General features: G+C 61.4%; 21 protein-coding genes, 1 tRNA gene, 1 other RNA gene and 1 riboswitch. Of the genes, 9 read left to right on the top strand and 14 right to left on the bottom strand.

Features of this window, described 5'->3' with window-relative positions; translation table 11 throughout:
• The 4 genes from H145_RS0114890 to H145_RS0114880 form a co-directional block, all read left to right on the top strand.
• A partial coding sequence (locus H145_RS0114890; RefSeq protein WP_019948535.1) for a transposase occupies positions 1 to 250 on the top strand: 250 nt, incomplete at its 5' end.
• Between the two features lie 165 nt (positions 251 to 415).
• Positions 416 to 934: a hypothetical protein gene (locus tag H145_RS24200; protein WP_157541618.1), complete on the top strand. Its 519-nt coding sequence runs from the start codon at positions 416 to 418 to the stop codon at positions 932 to 934.
• A 171-nt stretch (positions 935 to 1105) separates the two neighbouring features.
• Positions 1106 to 1744, top strand: a complete 639-nt coding sequence (locus tag H145_RS21485) for a hypothetical protein (protein WP_157541616.1) — start codon at positions 1106 to 1108, stop codon at positions 1742 to 1744.
• A gap of 260 nt (positions 1745 to 2004) precedes the next feature.
• Positions 2005 to 2499, top strand: a complete 495-nt coding sequence (locus H145_RS0114880; RefSeq protein WP_240471709.1) for a GNAT family N-acetyltransferase — start codon at positions 2005 to 2007, stop codon at positions 2497 to 2499.
• A gap of 134 nt (positions 2500 to 2633) precedes the next feature.
• Here the strand turns inward: H145_RS0114880 and H145_RS0114875 are convergent, their stop codons facing one another.
• The 5 genes from H145_RS0114875 to H145_RS0114855 all read right to left on the bottom strand — a co-directional run bounded on the left by H145_RS0114875 (position 2634) and on the right by H145_RS0114855 (position 9358).
• Positions 2634 to 4175 carry an aldehyde dehydrogenase family protein gene (locus tag H145_RS0114875; protein WP_019948958.1) on the bottom strand — a complete coding sequence of 514 codons (1542 nt, stop codon included), beginning with the start codon at positions 4173 to 4175 and terminating at the stop codon, positions 2634 to 2636.
• A 269-nt stretch (positions 4176 to 4444) separates the two neighbouring features.
• Entirely contained in the window at positions 4445 to 5920 is a 1476-nt protein-coding gene (locus tag H145_RS21480) for a di-heme oxidoreductase family protein (protein WP_083937801.1), read from the bottom strand.
• A 290-nt stretch (positions 5921 to 6210) separates the two neighbouring features.
• Positions 6211 to 6444, bottom strand: a complete 234-nt coding sequence (locus tag H145_RS0114865; protein ID WP_019948956.1) for a DUF2905 domain-containing protein — start codon at positions 6442 to 6444, stop codon at positions 6211 to 6213.
• A 133-nt stretch (positions 6445 to 6577) separates the two neighbouring features.
• The gene (locus H145_RS0114860; RefSeq protein ID WP_019948955.1) at positions 6578 to 9115 is read right to left on the bottom strand and encodes a type IA DNA topoisomerase; all 2538 of its coding nucleotides are present in this window, start codon (positions 9113 to 9115) and stop codon (positions 6578 to 6580) included.
• Positions 9116 to 9282: 167 nt separating this feature from the next.
• Positions 9283 to 9358, bottom strand: a tRNA-Lys gene (locus H145_RS0114855).
• Positions 9359 to 9439: 81 nt separating this feature from the next.
• On the opposite strand from H145_RS0114855, the gene H145_RS0114850 reads away from it, so the two are divergent.
• Positions 9440 to 10156, top strand: coding sequence for an SH3 domain-containing protein (locus H145_RS0114850; protein ID WP_019948954.1), 717 nt, complete (start codon positions 9440 to 9442; stop codon positions 10154 to 10156).
• Between the two features lie 246 nt (positions 10157 to 10402).
• On the top strand, positions 10403 to 10840 hold the full coding sequence (locus H145_RS0114845; RefSeq protein ID WP_019948953.1) for a DUF4890 domain-containing protein: 438 nt from the start codon (positions 10403 to 10405) through the stop codon (positions 10838 to 10840).
• A gap of 99 nt (positions 10841 to 10939) precedes the next feature.
• Here H145_RS0114845 and H145_RS21475 read toward each other — a convergent pair whose 3' ends face one another.
• From H145_RS21475 to H145_RS0114825, 3 genes are all read right to left on the bottom strand, one after another.
• Entirely contained in the window at positions 10940 to 12409 is a 1470-nt protein-coding gene (locus tag H145_RS21475; RefSeq protein WP_019948952.1) for an amino acid permease, read from the bottom strand.
• A 260-nt stretch (positions 12410 to 12669) separates the two neighbouring features.
• Positions 12670 to 12762: riboswitch (SAM riboswitch) on the bottom strand.
• A 232-nt stretch (positions 12763 to 12994) separates the two neighbouring features.
• Positions 12995 to 13756 carry an EcsC family protein gene (locus H145_RS0114830; RefSeq protein ID WP_019948950.1) on the bottom strand — a complete coding sequence of 254 codons (762 nt, stop codon included), beginning with the start codon at positions 13754 to 13756 and terminating at the stop codon, positions 12995 to 12997.
• Positions 13757 to 13794: 38 nt separating this feature from the next.
• Complete coding sequence (locus H145_RS0114825; protein WP_205619323.1) at positions 13795 to 14808, bottom strand: Gfo/Idh/MocA family protein; 1014 nt, start codon at positions 14806 to 14808, stop codon at positions 13795 to 13797.
• A gap of 191 nt (positions 14809 to 14999) precedes the next feature.
• Here H145_RS0114825 and H145_RS0114820 point away from each other — a divergent pair, with 191 nt between their 5' ends.
• Positions 15000 to 15710: a M48 family metallopeptidase gene (locus tag H145_RS0114820; RefSeq protein WP_019948948.1), complete on the top strand. Its 711-nt coding sequence runs from the start codon at positions 15000 to 15002 to the stop codon at positions 15708 to 15710.
• Between the two features lie 121 nt (positions 15711 to 15831).
• Here the strand turns inward: H145_RS0114820 and H145_RS0114815 are convergent, their stop codons facing one another.
• Positions 15832 to 17004 carry a DegT/DnrJ/EryC1/StrS family aminotransferase gene (locus tag H145_RS0114815; RefSeq protein WP_240471708.1) on the bottom strand — a complete coding sequence of 391 codons (1173 nt, stop codon included), beginning with the start codon at positions 17002 to 17004 and terminating at the stop codon, positions 15832 to 15834.
• 192 nt (positions 17005 to 17196) lie between these two features.
• On the opposite strand from H145_RS0114815, the gene H145_RS0114810 reads away from it, so the two are divergent.
• The gene (locus tag H145_RS0114810; protein WP_019948946.1) at positions 17197 to 18144 is read left to right on the top strand and encodes a DUF6565 domain-containing protein; all 948 of its coding nucleotides are present in this window, start codon (positions 17197 to 17199) and stop codon (positions 18142 to 18144) included.
• A 122-nt stretch (positions 18145 to 18266) separates the two neighbouring features.
• Here the strand turns inward: H145_RS0114810 and H145_RS0114805 are convergent, their stop codons facing one another.
• The 5 genes from H145_RS0114805 to ffs form a co-directional block, all read right to left on the bottom strand.
• Positions 18267 to 19157 (bottom strand): glycosyltransferase family 2 protein, encoded by an 891-nt coding sequence (locus tag H145_RS0114805; RefSeq protein WP_019948945.1) that lies wholly within the window; start codon positions 19155 to 19157, stop codon positions 18267 to 18269.
• Positions 19158 to 19276: 119 nt separating this feature from the next.
• Positions 19277 to 19969 carry a cell division ATP-binding protein FtsE gene (locus H145_RS0114800; RefSeq protein ID WP_019948944.1) on the bottom strand — a complete coding sequence of 231 codons (693 nt, stop codon included), beginning with the start codon at positions 19967 to 19969 and terminating at the stop codon, positions 19277 to 19279.
• Positions 19970 to 20256: 287 nt separating this feature from the next.
• Positions 20257 to 20460, bottom strand: coding sequence for a hypothetical protein (locus H145_RS0114795; RefSeq protein ID WP_019948943.1), 204 nt, complete (start codon positions 20458 to 20460; stop codon positions 20257 to 20259).
• 91 nt (positions 20461 to 20551) lie between these two features.
• Positions 20552 to 21208 (bottom strand): fructose-6-phosphate aldolase, encoded by a 657-nt coding sequence (fsa, locus tag H145_RS0114790; protein ID WP_019948942.1) that lies wholly within the window; start codon positions 21206 to 21208, stop codon positions 20552 to 20554.
• A 243-nt stretch (positions 21209 to 21451) separates the two neighbouring features.
• Positions 21452 to 21548: signal recognition particle sRNA small type (ffs, locus tag H145_RS23410), an RNA gene on the bottom strand.
• A 259-nt stretch (positions 21549 to 21807) separates the two neighbouring features.
• Here ffs and guaA point away from each other — a divergent pair.
• Positions 21808 to 23340, top strand: a complete 1533-nt coding sequence (gene guaA / locus H145_RS0114780; protein WP_019948940.1) for a glutamine-hydrolyzing GMP synthase — start codon at positions 21808 to 21810, stop codon at positions 23338 to 23340.
• Positions 23341 to 23437: the final 97 nt, after the last annotated feature.

Below are 23437 nucleotides of genomic sequence, written 5' to 3'. Positions count from 1 at the left end.
CCATAAACTTAGTGGGGTAAAACAGTGGCTAGCCGGGCGGGGCGTGGAACTGCTGTTTCTGCCGCCCTACTCGCCCGACTTCACCCCCGTCGAGCAGGCTTGGAGCAAGCTCAAAACCAAGCTACGGGCGGCACAGGCCCGCACCCGCGAGGCGTTAATCGACGCGCTGCAAGAGGCCGTCAACTGGATTACCAGCGCTGATGCGCTCGGGTGGTTCAACCACTGCGGCTATCACGTCGCACAAGCGTAAAGATGGGCTAGATGTTCACGAAACCGCTATATAAGCGAAACTCACTAGCGGGTTAAGTAGATATAAGCGAAACCAGACCACCGTCGCCAGTTTCGCCAATAGGAATGTTGCACGCTACCAATTGACATAACTTTCCATTTTGAGCAAACAGTTTGACGAATTATAATGACATCAAGACCTTTTATTTTACTGACACTTATTTGCACACTTTCTTTCATTTCTTGCAACAAGTCTATACCTACAGGTTTTTGGGAAAACTACGAGACAAATTTTCTTGTAAACAATATTAGTGACCAAGGTCCTTACGGCGGCCACAGAGCTGTTTATTGGAAGTCCCAAAAGCCGTTAACCTTCGACACAAAAAACATTCTTGATTTCGCAACTAAAAACGGATGGACACTTGTTGATAGTTCCGGATTTTCTAATGAACAAACAAACAAATGGATTTATGATAACGAAAAGATATTTCCATTAACAAACATTGGTTTTTCAGACACTTTATTGAATGACGAGCGTTTAAAAGATTTTCCAAGATGGTTTGGCGGACAAGTAAAACTTTATAAATTCAAAACAGGTTGGGTAACAATTGAACCAGGCACAGACAATTCAATTGAAGAAAATGGATTTATATTATTAAACCAAGACAAAAGCGAAATGGCAGTTTATCATTTGTGGGGAGAGTAAGTAGATATTCAAAATATTTTGGAGTGACAGACCAAGGCAGCGTGCAACATCGGTTTGCAGCAAGTGGGGCTGAAGGAATAACAATGAGCTTTTGTAACATTATTGAACGGTAGTTCCGGCAGAAAATCTCTATTGAGCCGCAGAATAAACCATGAACTTTTTATTATAAATTTGGCAACGGTTCCGGGCGGAAGGAATTCTATTTCCCCACCTGCTGCAAGCCGTAAAACGTTGTGTGTAAATATAATTATGAATCTTCAGGAGAAATTAGCTGGTTATGTTCTGGGAAACCTCACAAGTAGGAGTTTCCCTGAAATTGCCATCACAGCAATAAATCAGGGACATGATACTGAATCACTATGGATTCTAGTTGGCATGTCAAACAAGGATAATTCTCATGATTACATAAGGTATTTTGAATTAAGCCTGCAAGAGTTGGGAATAACGCTGCCCGATAAATTAAAATCGGCCAAAATATTGTTAAGCTATTATTTAGGTCAGATGATTTCTCTCCCTGAAAGAGCCTTTGAATTAATGTATTTGATTGACAATGAAATTTACGAGCAAGTTGACTGGATGCAGGAACTTAGGCTTTCAGAAAAAAAGTATGTAGGGAAAGAATTAGGTATTGAGAAGATGTTCACTTGGTACAGGGAATTACAGGACTATGAAGACAATGGAATGTTGCTGTACTACAATGAACTTCCAAGAAAAAAACAAAAGGAGAAGTTTGAGCAAGAATTGGTAGAAGAGGCAAAAGAGCTGAAAAGCAAAATTGACAAAGAACTATCTACACACAACAACGTGTAAACGCCAGCATCGGCCGACGGCCTCCGCCGCCGTTTAAACGAGTCCGTAACCTGCAACGCAAAGCCCCGCCTAAAGCATCGAGCTTCGGGCGGGGCTTCGCGTTGCGGGCTGACATAATGTCGCCGGAAGGCTATGTTACAGAGTTCAATACATTAGCTGCCTGAATTTCTCCGCCAGCAGCAAAAACATAAGCTATGACAACTATAAGAAAAGCCACCTCAGATGACGCCAAAGAAATTGCCCACTGCTTATTTCTGGCAATGGAAGATATTGTCTACGAATTCATTGGCGAGGCCAGTCCGGAAAAAGGCGAGGCCTTTTTAACGCATTTCACTGCCCAGGAGCACAACCAGTATTCGTATCAGAATTGCTGGGTTGCCGAAGTTGACACGCGGGTAGTGGCGGCCCTCAACCTGTATGACGGCGCCCGGTTGCTCGCCCTGAGGCAATCAGTGCTTGACTATATAAGAGCCCGCCGCAACCAGCACTTTACCCCCGAGCAGGAAACCCAAGCAGGCGAATACTACATCGACTCCCTGGGAGTTGATCCGTCTCAGCAGGGAAACGGAATTGGCACCCAACTGCTACAATTCGTGCTTGCTGAGTACGTGCACAAACGCCACCAGACAATAGGCCTGCTCGTGGACGAAGAAAACCCAGGCGCCAAAAGGCTCTACCTGAAACTGCGCTTCGAGTCGGTCGGCAGCAAAAAATTTCTGGGCAAAAAGATGGAGCACTTACAAATCCGGGCCTGATTGTCTAAAAACTACAGCTGATTGTTGAAGCTACCAGCAGCTAAAACCCCACCCAGAGCCTGCGGCTTCAGGTGGGGTTTTTACTTTTGACACCAGCCAATAGCCTCCCGCAGCAAGGCTGATAGCGCCGGCTGCTAAATATGCTCGGGCAGGCGGATGGCGTCCTCAAAGTTGCCCAGGATGAGCTTGTCGCCCTGCGTAACGGCCTCGACCAGCAGCGCCCCGCCCACGAAAGCGCCCTTCCACGACTCGCCCAGCCCCCCGAACACTTCGGCCCGGTCGCCGCGCGAACGGAGCTGGTTGAGGCCCACTTTGAAGGCGCGCACCTCTTTGGCCGTGCGGGCCGCCAGCTTGTCATCATCGGAGGCAATGGCGGCCACCAGCGCCCCGTTGCTGATGTTCATCTCGCCCACCAGCTCCTCCACCCGGTCCACCAGCACGATGCTGTCGATGGGGCCGAAGGGCTCCTTGAAGTACAGCTCGCTCTGGCGCGGCAGGTTCACCAGCGCCCGCGGCGCCCGGTAGGCTGAGCGGTCCTGACCCGGCAGAAACAGGCTGTCGTCGAGCTGGCCCTCGTAGATGGGCGTGGCGCCGGTTTTGAGCGCGTCCTGGTACAGCCGGTCCAGGTCCTGGGCCTGGGCGGCGTTGATGACGGGGCCGAACGCCAGCTCGGGCAGCGCCTCGCCGGGCGCCTCGACCAGCGTGGGATTGCCCACTTGCAGCGCCCGCACCGTGTGCCAGTACGTTTCCAGAAACTGCGGAAACAGGCGCCGCTCCACCACGAAGCGCACGTAGGCCGTGCAGCGCTGCTTGCCGTAGTCGTAGCCCTTCTGGAGCTGCTGGGCCAGCGCGGGCCAGTCGGAGTAGTCCCAGATGCCGTAGGTGTTGACGCCCTCCATCTCCAGCATGTAGCGCTTGTCGTGCTGGGCCAGCGCGTCGGCGATGTTGCGGCCGTTGTAGCGCCCGCCCACGAAGCTGAGGCAGTCCACGGCCGCATTTCGCACCAGCACGTCGCTCAGCTCGCCGCCCGAGCCGCTGACCAGCGTCACGGGCAGGCCGCAGCGGCGGGCAATGGCAAAGGTCAGGCTCAGCGAGATAAAGCCGCCGTCGGTGGGCGTTTTGGCAATGACCGAGTTGCCGCACAGCGCCTGCACCAGCACGGCGTGCAGCAGCACCGACATGGGGTAGTTCCAGGAGGCAATGTTGCTGACCAGCCCCAGCGGCGTGCGCCGGCCCAGCATGCTTTCGATGTTATCCACGTACCACTGCACCCCATCGATGGCGCGGTCGATGTCGGTGAAGCCGAGCTTATAGGTTTTGCCGATTTCCCACATCAGCAGCTTGCCCACCAGCTCGACGTGGGGCAGCAGCTGGCTCAGGCAGTCCTGCACCCGGCGTTTGCGCTCGTCCAGGTCGGTGGCGGCCCAGGCGGCGGCTTCGGCCTTGGCCGCCTGCACGGCGCGCCGGGCCGTGGCCTCGTCGAGCATGGGCAACTGGCCGATTACGCTGCCGTCGATGGGTGAGACGAAGTCGCGGGGCATGCCCGGGGCCTGCCAGCGGCCTTCGAGCAGGTTGAGAAAGCCGCGGCCGTCGGACGTGAAGATTTCAGGCGCGGCGGCTTTGGTCTGGGCCAGCAGGTGGGCAAACTCGACCTGGGGAGAAACAATTTTCGGCATAACGAAGGAAGGGGAAAGAAGGAGGCGCGGTGTGTCAAGGTACGCGCTGTGGGCAGTTTACCCGAACTATTTCTACGCAAACCTTGGCGGACACGCTACCACTCCTGTCAATTTTTACGCCTTACACCCCAGCAACTCCCCTCCTGGCTCACCCCGGCTACCATGGCCCGAAGGAAAAAAAAAGGCCGGACAACTACGTCCGGCCATTTCAGGAAGAGAAACTATGTCTGCTGGCAAAACGGTTGGCCCGGGGCCAGCCCGGTTCTCCGCTAGAGCGAATTCAGGAAAGCCACCAGCGCGTCGCGCTCCGAGGCCTTCATCTCTTTCACCTTGTCGCGCGACTTTTTGGCCTCGCCATCGTGCCACATAATGGCCTCCATTACGTTGCGGGCGCGGCCGTCGTGGAGCAGGTTGGTGTGGCCGTTCACGATTTGCTGCAGGCCCAGGCCCCAGAGCGGGGCGGTGCGCCACTCGCGGCCGGTGGCCAGGAAGTCGGGCCGGTTGTCGGCCAGGCCGTCGCCCATGTCGTGGAGCAACAGGTCGGTGAAGGGCGTGATGAGCTGGTTCGACACTTCGGGGCGGCCGGGGAGGGTGCCGGTGCGCATCTGCATTACGTGGCAGCTGTTGCACTTGGCCTTCACGAACAGCGCGCCGCCCTGCAATACCTGCTGGCTGGTACTGTTGCGCAGGGCCGGCACGCCCAGCGTCTGGGTGAATACGGTGAGGGCCGAAAGCTCCTGCTCGCTTACTTCGGGCAGCCCGATTCCGGGAGTTCCGTCGTTTTCGATGGGGAATACGGGCGACGTCAGGCCCATGTCGCCGCTGGCGGCGCCGGCGTTCTGCTGGCGCAGGCTGGGCTGGTTGGCCTTCCAGCCGAACCGGCCCAGGCGCGTGCGGCCCAGCTCGGCATCCCACACCCGGTTGGGCCGGCCCGAAATGCCATCGTCGTCATTATCTTCCGCAAAACCCAGAATAGTGGATTCGGGAACGGCTTCGAGCAGGCCCAGGCCGGTAATCTGGCTGCCGGTGCGCGGCGAGATGAGCGTGCCCGCGGGCAAATCCTGGGTGGTTTTCACGAAGCGGTAGGTAGGCACGCGCAACGAGTACGCGCCGCCATCCTTGAAGCGGCCGGCTTGCTCGGCGTAGGTTACCACCACGTTGCCCTCGGCGCTGGCGCCGCGCACATCGTCCTGGGCATCTACGCCGGGCACCAGTTTCAGGGGCTGAATCTGGTCGCCGAAGCCGGGTACGGGGCGCGGGCCGCCGTTGGGGCCCACGCCGGGCAGGCTCACGCGAAACAGCAGCTGCGGAGTCAGGACGCCGGTTACCGCATTCACTTTGGGCGCACCTGCACGGCCGCCGCCCACGTGGCAGCTTTCGCAGCGCACATTGTTCCAGAGCGGGGCTACCAGATGAATGTCGAACGTGCGCGAAAACACCTCCTTGCCTACCATGTGCTCCGTCAGAGCGCTGCCCATCAGGTTGGTGGCGGGCTGAATCATGCCGAAGGGTCCGAAATTCTCGACCGTGGTACCGCCGCCGGCCTGCACGAAATTGGCAATCAGCTGATTCCAGTTGATGTCGTCGTCATCGTCGTCATCGTCGTCATCGTTGCTTTTACCATCGGCGGCCGCCACTACATCAGCGGGTTGGGGGGCTTCCAGCTCAGGCTTTTCGCAGGCACTAAACAATAGGGTAGCAGCCAGGCAGCCCGTAAGCTTCCAGGGGGTAAGGGTTCTAACCATATAGGGTTACTAGAATTGGGAGGGGAAAAGACAGCGGCAAATTACTGTCGCCCCCCGCAAATCCAATAAGCCGATGCAGGAGCATCATCCGCATAAAGTCCCACCGAAACTTTTATAAATGTCAGTTAAGATTACAAATCACTAATAGGCAAAGTATTATATTGGATATAAGCAATTTCTACTGCTCTGTTTAAAATCCAAAAACAGATGTATATAATTTGGTTCTTCTCTGCTCAGATTTGCATTTAGGCGAGCCGACCTGTGGTTGTGCCGCACTTTGCCCTCTGTAGCTACCCGCCCAGCCGCCGCCACAGCGCCAGCAGTAAGCTCAGCACGGCGCTAATTAGCAGCATCGATACCCAGGGCACATAGAGCCGCAAGCCCGGTCGCTCCACCCGCACGTCGCCGGGCAGCCGCCCGAACCAGCTCAGCCACCCTGCGCCGTCACCCAGCCACAGCAGCCCCCCGAGCAGCATCAGGCCCAGACCGATCAGGAACAGGGTTTTACCGAGGTGAGGAGGCATACTGAGTAGAGTAACAGAACGTCATGCAGAGCGTAGCGAAGCATCTCGCGTGCTGATGTTGCGATGCAAATTTTTGACGTCAGTACGCGAGATGCTTCGCTGCGCTCTGCATGACGTTCTGTTTGTTCCAGCCTTATCCCTGCCCAAACACTGGTTCAATCCGCCCCTCAGCTCCGATTTGCAGCACGGCTTCGTAGTTCTTACCGGTTTTGCTGGAGATAAAACCGCGGATGACGCCGGTTTTGCCCTTGCGCAGCAGCTGGTTCATTTGGGCGTCGGTGAGGGTTTTGCCGCCCCAGGCGAAGGGCACCCGGAACTGGCAGTCTTCGCGGAAGCGGGAGCAGCCCCAGGCGCTACTGCCGCGCAGCATCTGGCCCAGCCGGCAGACGGGGCAGGGTATCTGGCCGGGGTCGGTGGCGGTGGTGGGCTTGCTTTCGGCGGCGCGGGCCAGCTCCAGCGTGCGGGCGGGCGTGAGCAGGATGGCCGCGTCGAACTTGTGGCCGCTGTCGTCCAGAAAGCCTTTCATTACCTGGGTGCGGCCCTTTTTGAGCAGGTCGCCGGCCTGTTTGTCGGTGATTTTCTTGCCCTCAAACTCGGTTGGCAGCCGGAACTGGCAGCCTTCTTTCCAGCGCGAACAGCCAAACGCCGACTTGCCCCGCAGCACGTGGCCGCTGCCGCAAACCGGGCAGGGCCCCAGCGCTCCGGGCACAGCTGGCGTGGCGGCCGCTTTGGGCGTAGAGGCCGTTGCTTTGCCGGCCGCCGGGGCGGTACCCGACGGCGGAGCCACCGTGCTGATGGCCCGACCGGAGCCGTCCTGCTTTACTTCCTGCACCATTTCGCGCACCAGCTGCTTTAGTTCGCCCAGAAACTGCTCCTGGTTTAGCTCGCCGCCCTCAATCTGGCGCAGCTTCTTTTCCCACTGCCCCGTCAGCTCGGCCGATTTCAGCGTGGGGTTGCGGATAAGGCCAATCAGCTCGACGCCGGTGGGCGTGGGCACGATTTTCTTTTTGTCGCGGATGATGTAGCCGCGCTTGAACAGCGTTTCGATGATAGCGGCGCGGGTACTCGGGCGGCCGATGCCATTTTCCTTCATGGCCAGCCGCAGCTCGTCGTCGTCGACGTTGCGGCCGGCCGTTTCCATGCCCCGCAGCAGCATGGCCTCGGTGTAGTCGCGCGGGGCCTGGGTTTGCTTGGCGTCGAGGCGGGGCTGGTGCGGGCCGGATTCGTCCTTCACGAAGGCCGGCAGCACGGTGCCCACCACGTCGTCATCGTCGCTGCTGCTACTGCTGCGCCGTTCGTTGGCCACCGTCTGCTTCTCCGGGTCGCCGTACACCTCGCGCCAGCCGGGGCTGAGAATCTGCCGGCCCCGGACGCGGAACGTGAGCCCGGCCACGTCGGCCGTTACCGTGGTGTTCGACACTTCGCAATCGGGGTAAAAGGCGGCCAGGAAGCGGCGCACGATGATGTCGTACACCCGCTGCTCGTTGCCGCCCAGGCCGCCCGCGCTGGCCCCGGTCGGGATAATGGCGTGGTGGTCGGTGACCTTGTTGTTGTTGAAGACCTTAGCGCTCTTGCGAATTTTGGCCGCCAGCAGCGGGGCCGTGAGGGCCGCGTAGCCGCCCAGCCCGCGCAGGATGCCCGCAATTTTGGGGTACTGGTCGTCGGGCAGAAAGGTGGTGTCGACGCGCGGGTAACTCACCACTTTCTTCTCGTAGAGGCCCTGCACCGTTTTAAGCGTGTCCTCGGCCGAGAGGCCCAGCTGGTTGTTGCACTGCACCTGCAACGAGGTCAGGTCGAATAGCGCGGGCGGGCTCTCCAAACCCTTTTTGATGATAACGTCGCGCACCGTCAGCGGCTGGCCGGTTACCTGCGCCAGCGCGGCGTCGGCCTCCTGCTGGGTCACGAAGTAGCCGCGGGCCTTGAGGCGGGCTTTTTCGTCGGGCTCGTCGTCGTCCTTGCCCGGCTTCACCACGGCCACGTGGCTGAACATAGTGCTCCGGTATTCGGCTCGCAGCACCCAGTAGGGCTCGGGTTTGAAGTTCCGGATTTCGTGGAAACGGTCGACCAGCAGGGCCAGCGTGGGCGTTTGCACCCGCCCGATGCTGAGCACCTGCCGCTGGCCGGGCGCGTATTTGAGCGTGAACAGCCGGGTGGCGTTCAGCCCCAGCAGCCAGTCGCCCACCGCCCGGCTTTTGCCGGCCTGGTAAAGCGAGTCGAACTCGGAGCCCTCGCGCAGGTTCTGGAACCCCTGGCGGATGGCCTCTTCGGTGAGCGAGGAAATCCAGAGGCGCTTGGTGGGCTTGCGGTACTTGGCTTCCATCAGCACCCAGCGCTGAATTACTTCCCCTTCCTGGCCCGCGTCGCCGCAGTTTACCACCTCATCGGCGGCGGCCAGCAGCCGCTTGATTACAGCAAACTGGCGCACTACGCCATCATCACGCAGCATGAGCTTGATGCCGAACTGCTCGGGCACCATCGGCAAATCGTGGATGCTCCAGCGCTTCCACTCGGGGCGGTAGTCCTCGGGCTCGCGCAGCTGGCAAAAGTGGCCGAACGTCCAGGTTACCTGGTAGCCGTTGCCCTCGTAGTAGCCATCCATGCGGCGGTCGGCCCCGAGCACGTGGGCAATTTCGCGGGCCACGCTGGGCTTTTCGGCAATGCAAACAATCATTAATCGCTGATTTGCGCTGATTAATCGTGATTTCGCTGATGTAGGAGTCAGCGGGTGGTTAACAAAGATAAGGCGGGAAAAGGTCGGGGCAGGCCGCTGCCGCCGGTCGGTTGCCGCCTTGCGGGGGTAAAAGAAAAAACCCTCCCTACGAAGCGTAGGAAGGGTTTTGGTGATCCCGCTGGGATTCGAACCCAGGACCCATACATTAAAAGTGTATTGCTCTACCAGCTGAGCTACAGAATCAGTTTCTTTGTGCTGGCAACCGGCCCGTTGTGGCTGATTGTGGCACAAAAGTAGAGTTCCGGAGTTAACTGTGCAACTGTTTTGTTCAAAAAAGCCCCCCTTTTTTTCCTGCTCCTCCTGACTTTCGGCCAACCGATTAAGGCCCAAAAAGTTAGTCCGGCGCTTCAGAAGGCCGATTCGCTGTACGCGGCCGGGCAGGTGGCGGCGGCCTACCCCTGGTATCGGCAGGCCCGCGACCACGACGGCGTACAATCGGGCCGGCAGGCGCTGCGCATGGCCTACACCCAGGAGGCACTGGGCCACTACCCGGCCGCGCTCTACTACCTGAGCGTGTCGCAGAGCCTGGAGCCGCGCTACGGTACGTGGCAAAAAATGGTGGCCGTAGCGCAGCAGCACCGCCTCACGGGCTACCCCGATACCTGGCGGCAAAACCTGTTTATCGCGCTGCAACGCTACTACTACCGGCTGCTGCAGGCCCTGCTGGTGCTGGCCGTGCTGGCCGGAGCCGCCCTGCTGGTGCGCCGCCGCACCGCCGACCGGGCCTGGTGGGCCGTGTACGGCACCTACCTGCTGAGCGTGGGGCTGGTGCTGAACGTGCTGGCCCCCGGCCGGGTGGGGCTGGTGGCCCGGCCCCGCGCCCCGCTCATGGCCGGTCCCGGCGCCGGCTCGGCCTGGCTGACCACGGCCGCTGCCGGCGACCGGTTTGAGGTGCTGGGCCGCCAGGACCTGTGGTACCGGGTGCGCTGGCAGGACCGGGAGGCCTACATCCGCCGCCGCAATCTGCTGGTGGTAGAATAGCGGCCCGACCCAGTACCAAGTACGGTGTTCAAAACTTATAGACCTGATAATAAAATTTTTACAGCAGACGACAGAAAAGTACAAGGTAGGTTTAATGAGGAAATTTAAATTTTTCAAGTAGGGTATTTTGGCCTGCATGGGCGAAAACTGGCACCGGAGTTGCAAACACCCCACCAGAAGCCCGCCGCTAGTCCGGACAACGGTGGGGCCCTGATTTCGCAAACAGTACTTTCCCTATAGAACGCCATGAAAAAGCTCCTCGTTCTCCTCGCCGCCTGCTCTATTTCGGCCGCCGCTTCGGCCCAGACCACCCCGGTGAAAGCCGCTCCCGGCCAGCATCGCCAAATGCACAAGCAGGGCCACAAGCAAAACCTCACCCCCGAGCAGCGCGCCGACCGGGCCGCCCAGAAGCTCACCAAAAGCCTCAACCTCTCGGCCGCCCAAAGCCAGCAGGTCCGGCAGCTGCACCTGACTCGTATGCAGGAGCACCAGGCCCGCAAAAACCAGCCGGCCGCTATGGTACCCGCCGATAAAAAGGCGCGTCATCAGGCCATGAAGGGCCAGAAGGCGCAGTACGACGCCCAGCTCAAGCAAATCCTGAGTGCCGAGCAGTACACGAAGTACGCGCAGATGCGCGCCGAAAAAATGGCCAAGCATCAGGCGAAGCGCCAGAATAAAGGCTAATCTAAGCCGCCTTATCAGCCCGAAAAAAGGCCCCAACGATACTCGTTGGGGCCTTTTTTGCTTACAGATGAAGGATTGATTCAGGCGGCCAGGCTGCTTCTATACCGCTTGCTGCGCGGCCTCGGCGGCCCGGGCCTGCTGGCCCAGCTTGCTGTGCTTGCGGCCATAGCCGTAGTAGATAGCCAGCCCGATGGCCAGCCAGCCGGCCAGCCGCAGCCAGGTTTCCCAGGGCAACGACACCATCATCACCAGGCAAGTCAAAATGCCCAGGATGGGCACCAGCGGCACCCAGGGCGTGCGGAAGGCCCGGGGCGCATCGGGCTCGCGCTTGCGCATGATGAGCACGCCGGCGCACACCATCACGAAGGCCAGCAGCGTGCCGATGCTCGTCATTTCGCCCACTACCGAGATGGGCACGAACCCTGCGAACAGGGCAATGAACAGCCCCAGCAGCAGGCTGGACTGCAGCGGCGTACGGAACCGCTCGTTGATGCGGGCAAACACCGGCGGCAACAGCCCATCCTTGGCCATGCTGAAAAACACCCGGCTCTGGCCCAGCAAATCCACCAGAATAACGGAAGTGTAGCCGATGATAATGGCCAGAATCACGGCGCCCGAAAGCCAGCCGTAGGGCGTTTTTTCGATGGCAATGGCTACCGGCGCGGCGCTGTCTTTGAACTCGGTGTAGTTGGCCAGGCCCGTCATTACGTAGCCGAAGAGCACGAACAGCACGGTGCAGACCGCCAGCGAACCGAGAATGCCGGCGGGCAGGTTGCGCTGCGGGTTCTTGGTTTCCTGGGCCATGGTGGCCACAATATCGAAGCCGATGAACACGAAGAAAATGACGCCTGCCCCGCGCAGCACCCCGCTCCAGCCGAACTCGCCGAACGTGCCGGTGTTGGCCGGAATGTAGGGGTGGTAGTTGGCGGGGTCGATGTACTGCCAGCCCAGCGCAATAAACACCAGCACCACCGACACTTTGAGCGTGACCACCAGCCCGTTGAACCACGCCGAACCGGCCGTGCCGCGGATGATAATGAGCGTGATGGCCAGCACGATGAGCATGGCCGGCACGTTCACCAGCCCGTGCACCTCGCTCCCATTGGCCAGCGTGGCCGTTTCAAACGGCGACATCACCAGCTGCGGGGGCAGGTGCAGGCCGTATTTGCTCAGGAATTTGAGCAGGTACTGCGACCAGCTGATGGCCACCGTGGCCGCACCCACCGAGTATTCCAGAATCAGGTCCCAGCCGATAATCCAGGCAAACAGCTCGCCCATGGTGGCGTAGGCGTAGGTGTAGGCCGAGCCCGACACGGGCACCAGCGAGGCAAATTCGGCGTAGCACAACGCCGAAAACGCGCACCCGACGGCCGCCACCACAAACGAGAGCGTAACGGCCGGCCCGGCGTTATTGGCGGCGGCAATGCCGGTGAGCGAAAACAGCCCGGCCCCGATAATGACGCCGACGCCGATGGTGATGAGATTGAACCCGTTGAGGCTGCGCTTGAGCGTGTTGCTGCCCGTTTCGGCCGCTTCCTGCTGAAGCAGCTCCAGTGATTTTTTAAGCATAGTGGCAAGAGTCGTCGGCCGGCAGCAGCGTGGCCCGACGAGGGAGAAATGGAGGCGGCAGTTTGGCGCCCGGCTCAGCCAGCGGCGCGACTACCAACGAAGAGAAATGGACAATAGGAGCCGGCTCCGGCCGGCCCGCCGGCTACTTATCCCCAACAACCCGCGCAACAACACCGCCGGGCCGGACCCAAGGGGCGCAGCGAAACGGCGTCAACAGCAATGGGGGCAGCAGAAGGGGGCGAAAAGCGCACGGCAACTTGTTTTTATATGGTCAGGAATTGGCACCTTGCCCGCGGTTGCGGGTGGTTGCCGACGCTTCATCGAGCCTGTCTCTCAGCGCCTCTTTATAAAAACAATCCTCCGGGGAAAGAAGGAATTGATGGGGCAAAGGTAAATCCGGATTGCTGCCCCGGCAACGGCTGCCCGCCCACTCCGGCTTCGTGGTCCCCGTCGGCCCCATCGGCCAGTTGTAAGCAGCAGCGTCAAGCCCCAATCACGTTATTGCCTCTCAGTCCGATATGCACCAAAAGAGCGCCCCGCCGGTGACCGGCGGGGCGCAGTAATTTCTTCTCTGGCCAACCACAACTACCCGGGCAACGCGGCGGGTGGGGCCGTCGGTGGCAGCTCGGGGGCCTGGGCAAACCAGCGCAGGCGGTAGGCCATCATGGCCGTTTCGCCGAGCTGGGCCAGCAGGCGGTAGTTGGCCACCGCGCCCACAGCCGCCCCCACCACGGGCAGCAGCTGCGCCATTTTAGCCAGGTCGATGTAGTCGCGGTACTCCTGCTGGAAGGTGCGCCAGTCGAAGGTTTCGGCGGTGGCCGTGGCCTCAGTGGCGGGCCAGGCTGCCAGCTGCTGGTAGGTTTCGCGACGGGTGTGCTGGCTGCTGAAGGCCAGCTGGAAGATGTGCAGCAGGTAGAGCCGCTCGGAAAGCTGGCGCACATCGTGGCCGTAGAGGGCGGCAATATCGAAGAGCAGCTTGAGCTTGATGCCGAGCAGCAGCGGGAAATCGGCGAGGCCCAGCAGGAAGCCGGCGGCCCCGGTAGCGCCCCCCTCCACGGTGGCGGCGGTGCGGTAGTTGCGGATGCGCGCCCGCACCCGCGCCTCGCGCTCGGCCAACGTACCCTCGGTCACTGGCTGGCGGGTGGTGTGCTGTGAGCCGAACAGCACGCCCTCCACCATTTTCTGGATGGTGGCCGTGAGGACGCGGTGCAGCTTTTCGGGCAGCAGGGCATTCAGGCGGACCTGCACGTGGCGCGTGAAGCGGCCCAGCAGTGTAGGTTTCTGCTGCATCTGCCGCTGCCAATCGCGCAGGTCGGCTTGGGCTTGCTGGGTGTAGGGGTCGGGCATCGGCAGTGAATATAGGATTCGGGCGACATAAATGCGGCTTACCGCAGCGCGTAAATCCGCTCAATCATCTCCACTACTTTCAGGCCTTCCAGCGCGTTGGTGGTGGCTACGCCGCGCTGCCGGATGGTTTCTACCACGTTGTCGATGACGTGGACGTGGTTGGCAGCCGAGCCCTGGTAGGGGCCGTACTGGTTGGCGGGGTTGGTGGGCGGCAGCTGGGGCAGCTCGTAGTTCTGGAGGTGGCAGTACTCCACTTTGTCCATGTACTGGCCGCCCAGGCGCAGGCTGCCGCGCTCGGCTACCACCGTCAGGGAGCTTTCCAGGTTCCGGTCCCAGACGGCGGTGCTGTACTGCAGCGTACCGCTGCCGCCGCGCACGAGGTCGAACGTAACCAGGCCCGAGTCTTCAAATTCGGTGAGGTGCTCGTGGGTGAAGTCGCGGAAGCGGGCCGCGAGGTTGGTGAAGTCGCCGAACACCCAGTAGAGCAGGTCGATGAAGTGGCTGAACTGCGTGAAGAGCGTGCCGCCGTCGGCGGCGCGGGTGCCGTGCCAGCTGCCGGGCGTGTAGTACCGTTCGTCGCGGTTCCAGAAGCAGTTGAGCTGCACCAGAAACACGCGGCCCAGCCGGCCCTCGTCCACCACCTGCTTCAGCCAGGCGGCGGGCGGCGAGTAGCGGTTCTGCATCACCCCGAACACGAAGCGGCCGGTTTGCAGGGCCGTGTGCACGATGTCTTCGGCGTCGGACTTATGCAGGGCTAGCGGCTTTTCGACCACCACATGCAGGCCCGCCCGCAGGCCCCGGATGGCCTGACTGGCGTGCAGGCCGTTGGGCGTGGCCACCGTCAGCACGTCGGCGGCGGGACCGTGGCTGAGGTAATCGTCGAGGCTGGCAAAGAACGGGACGCCGGGAAAATCGGCGGCCAGCGCCGGGGCCAGCTCGGGCCGGATATCAACCAGCGCCACCAGCTCGGCCCCGGCGTGGGCTGCTACCAGCGCGGCGTGGCGGCGGCCGATGTGGCCCACGCCGCAGATAACAAAACGAACATCCATCATGGAGCGACAAGCTTCAGGCCGCAAGCTACAAGCTTCAGGCAACAAGCCCACCTGTCATCCTGAGCGTGCGAAGGACCTATACAAAAGGTAAAGTCTGATACTACCTTCTGTATAGGTCCTTCGCACGCTCAGGATGACAGGCACAGCCGAAAGAAGTGCAGCGCGTAGCTTGCGGCCTGAAGCTCTCAAACATGAAAATTGCCGGCCTTGAAATTGACCTCGTGCGCCAGCGCATGCGCAGCCTGCGCCTGACGGTGTACGCCGGGGGTCGCATTCGGGTGGCGGTGCCGCTGCACACGCCCCCGGCGGCCATCGAGGCCTTTGTGCAGGCCCGCCGGAGCTGGATTGAGCAGCATCAGCAGCGGTTTGCGGCGCGCGAGCCCGTTCCAACGCCGCGCTACGAAACGGGCGAAACGGTGCCCTTCCTGGGCCAGGCCTACCTACTCGAACTACGCACCGCCGCCCGCCCCCGCGTGGAACTGCAGCCCGACACCCGGCAGCTGCACCTCTACGCGCCCGCCGGTAGCACCGCCGCCCAACGCGAGGCCGTGCTCACGGCCTGGTACCGCCAGCAGCTGCGGCAGCGGATGCCGGAGCTGCTGGCCAAATGGGAGCCGGTGGTGGGCCGCCCGGCCGCGGCCTGGGGCATCCGGCAGATGCGCACCCGCTGGGGCACCTGCAACATCGGGGCGGCCCGCATCTGGCTGAACCTGGAGCTCATCAAGCGCCCCCTCCCCTGCCTCGAATACGTACTGGTACACGAGCTGACTCACCTGCACGAGCGCCTGCACAACGCCCGTTTCTGGGGCCTCATGGACCAGTTTATGCCCGACTGGCGCACCTGGCGCGAAGAGCTGAAACGCGTTCAACTGGCCCCCAACGCCCCACCCGACGCGGATTGAGTAATGGAAGTGGTGAGTATGGAACTGGAGCTAAGCAATCAGAATCGAAGGACGCATACGCGGGAGGAAGACAAAGAGCGAGCGGAATTATCGGAGCCAAATGGGAATCTGGGACAAGCTGCTAGCCGGGATTCACCACCCCCGCCCGCACCTGCGCCGCCACGTACGCCACCTGCTCATCGGTAAGCGTGGGATGGATGGGCAGCGAAAGCACCGTACGGCACAGGCGTTCGGCCACCGGAAACTGCCCCGCCCGGTAGCCCAGGTACCCGTAGGCGGGCTGCAGATGGTTGGGCAGCGGGTAGTACACGGCCGTGGGCACACCGCGCGCCGCCAGAAACGCTTGCAACGCGTCGCGGCGGCCGGGCTCGTCGGCCACGGTAAGCGTGTACTGGTGAAAAACGTGGGTGCTGCGCGCCTCGCGGGCCGGCTCCGCAAGACCCGGCAAGTCGGCGAGCAGCGCGTCGTAGCGGGCGGCCACGCGCTGGCGGGCGGCCGTCCAGGCGGGTAGGTGGGGCAGCTTCACGCGCAGCAGGGCCGCCTGCAGCGTATCGAGGCGGGAGTTGAGGCCCACGTGCCGGTGGTGGTACTTGCGGCTCTGGCCGTGGTTGGCCAGCTGGCGCAGATACTCGGCCCGGTTGGCGTCGCGGGTGAACAGGGCGCCCCCGTCGCCGAAACCGCCCAGGTTTTTGCTGGGGAAGAACGAGGTAGTGCCCACCTCCCCCACCGTGCCCGCTACCCACGCCGGGCCGGTTGCGGGCTGAAACGTGGCCCCGATGGCCTGGGCATTGTCCTCGATGAGGGCCACGCCGTGCTGGTTGGCCAACTGGCGCAGGGCCTGCAAATCGGCGCACTGCCCGAACAGGTGCACGGCCACGATGGCGCCGGTGCGGGGCGTGAGGGCGGCGGCCACGGCTGCCGGGTCGAGGTTGAAGGTATCGGGCCGCACATCGGCCGGCACGGGGCGCAGGCCCAGCACAGCGGCGGCCTCCAGCGTAGCTACGTAGGTGAAAGCCGGCACAATTACCTCGGCGCCGGCCGGCAGGTTCAGGCTCATCAGCGCCAGCTGGAGCGCATCGGTGCCGTTGGCGCAGGGCACCACGTGCGGACCGCCGAGATAGTGGCCCAGCTCCTGCGCAAACTGCCCCACGGCTGGCCCCTGAATGAAGGCAGCCTCATGCAGACAGGCGGCGGCGGCGGCGGCTAACTCGGCTTCGAGCGGGGCATGCTGAGCAGCTAAATCGAGCAGCTGAATAGGCGCCGGCGGCGCGGCGGGCAGGGGCGAAACGGGCACGGGCAAAACGAAAAAAGCCAGCAGAAACGCAAAGATAAGCCGCCGGAAAACGGCCGCGAAATGCCCGCGGCCACCGCGCCGGGCCAACGGGCCGGTCGTAACCGCACGCCGGATTATTGCGTTAACCTGCCAGGGCTCCGGCCCTGTTTTGCTCTCTCCGGCAATTCCCTTTCTCCTTTAAAACCAACGACTATGCTTCGCAAAACCCTCACCATCCCCGTGCTGTCGGCCCTGCTGCTGACGGGCGGCCTGTTCACGCAAACCAGCTGCAACAACGCCCAGCAGACTGAAATGGCCGCCGACAAGGACCAGGCCTACAACGATTTTCAGACCTTCGTTTCGGACACCGAAACCAGGGCCGACATGGCGGCCAACGAAACCGAAGACGACTACAACCGGGCCACGGCCCAGATGAAGGCCGATTTCGACAGCAAAGTGGCCGCCGTCGATAAGTATGCCGACCAGTACGACGACACCCGCCGCGGAGAAATTGAGCAGCTCCGCAACCGCTACACCACGGCCTACGACAAGCGCGAGGCCGCCTGGAACAACCGCTCGGGCATGGCTTCATCGGGCGAAATGAAGCTGGGCCAATACTATAAGCCCAGCTCGCCCGCCAGCCGCGTAACCGCCGCCAACGCCCGCCAGACGTACGAAGACTTCGTAAACGAGGTGAAGCGCAACGAGAACAACTACGACATCGACGACTGGCGCAACATCAACTCGGAGTGGCGCGCCCTCGATGAGGCCTACGACAAAGTGAAAGGCGACATTCCGGCCAAAGATCTGGCTGAAATCCAGAAGGAAAAGCTGAAGTACGCCGCCTTCAAATCGGCCGACAAAGCCGGCATCCGCGGCGGCCAGGCCGTTGACGCCGTAACCGGCGAAGCCAAGGACGTGGCCAACGACACCCGCGACGAGCGCTCGGCTGTGGGCCGCGCCGCCGACAACACCGTGCAGGACGTAGAACAGGCCGGCAAAGATGTTGGCAAAGCCGGTAAAAAGGTCGGTGAAGGCGCCGCCGAAGTCGGTAAAGATATCGGCAAAGGCGCCGCCAACGTGGGCAAGAAAGTAGGTGGCGCCGTAAAAGGAGCTTATAAGGAAGTGAAGTCGGAAGTCAAAAATACTGACAACGACTAACTCACTTATTGCCCATAATTAAGCTTAAAGCGCCGGCTCTTCCTTGGAAGGGCCGGCGCTTTTTGTAGGCAACCCGCAGCCTACATCCCCCTTCCCCCAGAGAGTTTGAGCCGGTTGGTATGCTACCGCAGCTCGCTCAGCAGCCAGTATAGCTTGAGGGCATCGAGTTGGCGCAGACTGGGGCGGGTGGAGAGTAGGTTGCGCCGCACCTGCCGCTGACGCAGGCGAAACGTGGTGCGCACGGCTTCGCTCAGGCCCCAGCGCTGCAGGCGGAGCGCGGCCCGTAGCAGGCGGGTATCGGCCCCCAGGCCCTCGGCGCGGTAGAGCTGCACGAGGTTGCGCACGGCATCGTGGGTTTTGCGCAGAAATACCGGGGCCGGCTCCAGCCCATCGTGCAGCACGGGGTTGTCGAGGTGCTGCACGGCGGTGCCGGCGCGGCGCAGCAGCCAGCCGAATTTGGTGTCTTCGTGGCCGTAGCGGGTGAGGCTTTCGTCGAGGCCCAGCGCCCGGAAAACATCGGCCTGAATGAGCAGATTGTTGAGCGTGAGCTGACCATGCGGGGCGCGCTGGCGCACGGCAGCCGGGCGGGCTTCACGCCGACAGCCGTACAGCCAGCGCAGGTGCAGGGCATTGTCGGCGGGGGGGCTGCTTTCGTAGGCGGTGCCGCCGGCCAGCACCGGCGCCCGATGGCAGCCGGCGCGGTAGCGGGCCAGAAATCGATTGTCGGGCAGGCGGCTGTCGTTGTCGAGTAGCAGCAGCCAGCCGTATCGGGCGCTGGCGGCCAGCTGGTTGCGGATGGCGGCGCGCCCCACATTGTGCGCCAGCTCGGCATACACTACCCCGGGCAGGTCGGCCAGCTCGCGGTTCAGTTCCCGAAAAGCCGGCTGCGAGCCGTCGTCGAGGCAGCGGATTTCAACGGGCCCCTGCCAGTCGGGCACCTGCGCCAGCAATGCACGCACCAGCGGCCGCACATCGTGGTTGAACACCGGAATCAGCACGGAAAGCCCAATCATGCGGCGCGGTGGTAGGAACTGGCAGAAAAACCCGGCGGGCCGGCAAACCGGCCGCCTTTCCCTGGAGGCCGGGGCAGGCCGAATGGTTGCAGCGGCGGCTGTTTTTAGGCCGAACGGGCCTAGCTCAGGGCAAAGGGCGTCACGGCCGAATCAATCAACTGGCCCTGCTCGCACTTGAGCACCCGGTGCGGATACTGCTCGATGAGTTGGTAGTTGTGGGTGGCCATGAGCACGGCCGTGCCGGCGTTGTTGATTTCAACGAACAGCTTCATGATGCTGTCCGACACGTCGGGGTCGAGGTTGCCGGTGGGCTCGTCGGCCAGCAGCAGCAGCGGCTCATTGAGCAGGGCGCGGGCAATCACCACGCGCTGCTGCTCGCCGCCCGAAAGCTGGTGGGGCATTTTGCCGGCCACGCTGGCCAGCCCTACCCGCATGAGCACCTCGGAAATGCGCTGCTGCTTGCGCGCCTTGCCTTTCCAGCCGGTGGCGTTGAGCACAAACAGCAGGTTGTCGGCCACCGAGCGGTCGAAGAGCAGCTGGAAATCCTGGAAAATGATGCCCAGCTTGCGGCGCAGGTACGGCACCTTATCGTTGCCCCCGGCATCGCGCGGCAGCCCGAACCCCACCACCGAGCCGGTGCCGGCGGGCAGCGGCAGGTCGGCATACAGCGTTTTCAGCAGCGAGCTTTTGCCCGAGCCCGTGCGGCCCACCAGGTAGGCAAACTCGCCCTTTTCCAGCGCAAACGTCACCTTCTGCAGTACCGTGTTCACGTCCTGCATTATGTAGGCGTCGTGCAGCTCAATAACGGTCATATTTATAAGGACTTAGGAACGAAGGGACGTAGGAACTCAGCTACCCGTCTGTCATCCTGAGCTTGCGAAGGATCCATGCAGAAGCTATACTCATCGCGAAGTGAAATGCGAGAACAATGTAGAGACGCATATTTGCGTCTCATCGTTGAACGGTAGGGCTGAACAGCAATTACGAGACGCAAATATGCGTCTCTACAACCGCCCGCTTTTCGCATTCCACTTCGCGATGAGTATAGCTTCTGCATGGGTCCTTCGCAGGCTCAGGATGACAGGCGTTGCGCTCAACCCTAGATTTCCAGCTTCTGCAGCCGGCCGAATTCGAGGCCGCTGATGACGCCGGCCAGGGCAATTTCCTTGCCTTCGAGGCCGTAGCGGTGCAAATCCTTCAGCGGCCGGTCGGCCCGGAAGTAGGCAATGAGCACGAAGTCCTGGTCCCGCAACTGAATGTAGTCCGGAATTTTGGCCTTGCCCTTTACTTTGATGATGTACATGAGCTTAATGTGGGAAATGTGAAAATGTGAAAAATGTGAAAATGACTGCTCGACACATTCACCACATTTTTCACATTTCACACATTAAAAATTACGCATTCGCCTTCTGGTGGTCGGCCAGGAAGGTGGCTAGGCCCTTGTCGGTGAGCGGGTGGTTGAGCAGGCCGGTGATGACGTTGAGCGGGCAGGTCACCACGTCGGCGCCCAGCTCGGCGCACTGAATGAGGTGGGGTACGTGGCGCACCGAGGCCGCCAGCACCTGCGTGGCGTAGCCGTAGTTGCTGAAAATATCCACAATCTGCTGCACCAGCTGCAGGCCATCGTGGCCGATATCATCGAGGCGACCCACGAAGGGCGACACGTAGGTAGCGCCGGCTTTGGCGGCCAGCAGGGCCTGTCCGGCCGAGAAAATGAGTGTGCAGTTGGTTTTGATGCCCTTGTCGGAGAAGTAGCGGATGGCTTTCACCCCCTCCTTGATCATGGGCACTTTCACCACGATGTTGGGGTGCAGCTCGGCCAGCGCCTCGCCCTCGCGGATGATGCCGTCGTAGTCGGTGGCAATTACCTCGGCCGACACGTCGCCATCCACGATTTCGCAGATCTGCTTGTAGTGGCTCATCACGGCATCGGTGCCCTTAATGCCCTCTTTAGCCATCAGCGAGGGGTTGGTGGTCACGCCATCGAGCACGCCCAGTTCAACGGCTTCCTGAATGTCTTTGAGGTTGGCGGTATCGAGGAAAAACTTCATGGATCACAGATTAGCACGGATTTTAACGGATTTCACGGATTTTGTAGGCGATTAGCTTACGGCCCGTGCAGTGCCCGTTGCCGGCAACGGCCGGCGGCGCAAAGTACGTAAAAACGAAGGGGCGGCCCAAACAGGCCGCCCCTTCGTTTTTACCAAAACTGTATACTCAGGTCAGCAGCAAAGAAGAAGGCCGGCTACAAAATCCGGGCAATCCAAAAAAATCCGCGCTAATCCGTAATCCAAAAAAAAGCGAGCCAAAATCGCACCGCTCAACCACCTACCCTTGCTACCTTCCGGTCCTGGGGGAATTCAGCAGGAGCTGGTCGTTCTGACTCGCCGAGGCAAAGGTAGGCACAGTTTTGCGGAGTTCTGCGCGCCCTGCCGGAATTTTGCCTGGCCGGCTGCTATGGGCAAGGTAATCAGGGGCTTTTTTTGCGGAAGCGGGGCGGCGGGCGCCTGTTTTGGGGGCGCCCGGGCCGTGGGCCCGCGTTACTGCAAGGCGGGCGGCTGGCTCCTGAACCGGCGGGTGGCGGCCGCGGGCCACGAAAAAAAGGCCGGGCCGGTGCGGCGGGTTTCGCAGTAGGGCGCTACTTTTGCCTATGCCTGAACAAATTCTCATCCTCGATTTCGGTTCGCAATACACCCAGCTCATTGCCCGGCGCATTAGGGAGCTGAATGTTTACTGCGAAATTCACCCATTCACGCACGCCCCGGACCTCACTGAGGATATCCGGGGCGTGGTGCTTTCGGGCTCGCCCTGCTCGGTGCGCGACGCCGACTCGCCCAACCCCGACCTGAGCGCCTACCTGGGCCGGGTGCCGGTGCTGGGCGTGTGCTACGGCGCCCAGCTGCTGGCCCATCAGCAGGGCGGCGAGGTGCTACCGGCCACCATCCGCGAGTATGGCCGCGCCCGCCTCAGCCACATCAACCAGCACCACCCACTGCTGCACGGCCTGGAGCCCGGCTCGCAGGTCTGGATGTCGCACGGCGACACGATTAAGGAGCTGCCCGCCGGTTTCCTGGCCATTGCCGGTACGCCCGACGTTGCCGTGGCGGCCTACGAAATCGAGGGCCAGCAGACCTATGGCATCCAGTTCCACCCCGAGGTAACGCACTCCACCGACGGCAAGCAGCTGATGCGCAACTTCGTGGTGGACGTGTGCGGCTGCGCCCAGGACTGGACGCCCGAGCACTTCGTGGACAGCATGGTGGCCACGCTGCAAAGCACCATCGGCGAGCAGGACCAGGTGATTCTGGGCCTCTCGGGCGGCGTTGATTCATCAGTGGCGGCGCTGCTGCTGCACCGGGCTATTGGGGCGCGGCTGCACGGCATTTTCGTGAACAACGGGCTGCTGCGCAAGGATGAGTTCGAGGACGTGCTGCATTCATACAAAGACCTGGGCCTGAACGTGCGCGGCGTGGACGCCAGCGCCGAGTTCTACCAGGCCCTCGAAGGCCTCACCGACCCCGAGCAGAAGCGCAAAGCCATCGGGCGCACCTTCATCGAGGTGTTCGACCAGGAGGCGCAGAAGGTGCAGGGGGCCCGCTGGCTGGCTCAGGGCACCATTTACCCTGATGTGATTGAGTCGGTGTCGGTGAACGGGCCGGCCGTGACCATCAAAAGCCACCACAACGTGGGCGGCCTGCCCGAGAAGATGAACCTCAAAATTGTGGAGCCGCTGCGGGCGTTGTTCAAGGATGAGGTGCGCGAGGTGGGCGCGGCCCTGGGGCTGCCGGGCCACATTCTGCACCGCCACCCCTTCCCCGGCCCCGGCCTGGGCATCCGCATTCTGGGCGACATCACGCCCCACAAAGTAGATTTGCTTCAGCGGGCCGATGCTATTTTCATCAACGGCCTCAAAGAGCACAACCTCTACGACCAAGTGTGGCAGGCCGGCGTGATGCTGCTGCCCATCCAGAGCGTGGGCGTAATGGGCGACGAGCGAACCTACGAGCAGGTAGTAGCCCTACGCGCCGTAACGAGCGTCGACGGCATGACGGCCGACTGGGCCCATCTGCCCTACGATTTCCTGGCCGAAGTCAGCAACCGTATCATCAACCAGGTGCGCGGCATCAACCGTGTGGTGTACGACATCAGCTCGAAGCCGCCCGCGACTATTGAGTGGGAATAGGTGAAATGGTGAGCTGGTGAAATGGTGAGTTGATGTTCGGGGGAGCTACTGGCGCAAGTAGCGCAATCAGGCCCCGCGAACATCAACTCACCATTTC

Source organism: Hymenobacter aerophilus DSM 13606 (assembly GCF_000382225.1).
In the GTDB taxonomy this organism is placed as follows: domain Bacteria; phylum Bacteroidota; class Bacteroidia; order Cytophagales; family Hymenobacteraceae; genus Hymenobacter; species Hymenobacter aerophilus.
Note: the sequence above shows the minus strand (reverse complement) of the source record. Positions and strands in the feature narration are given on the sequence as shown.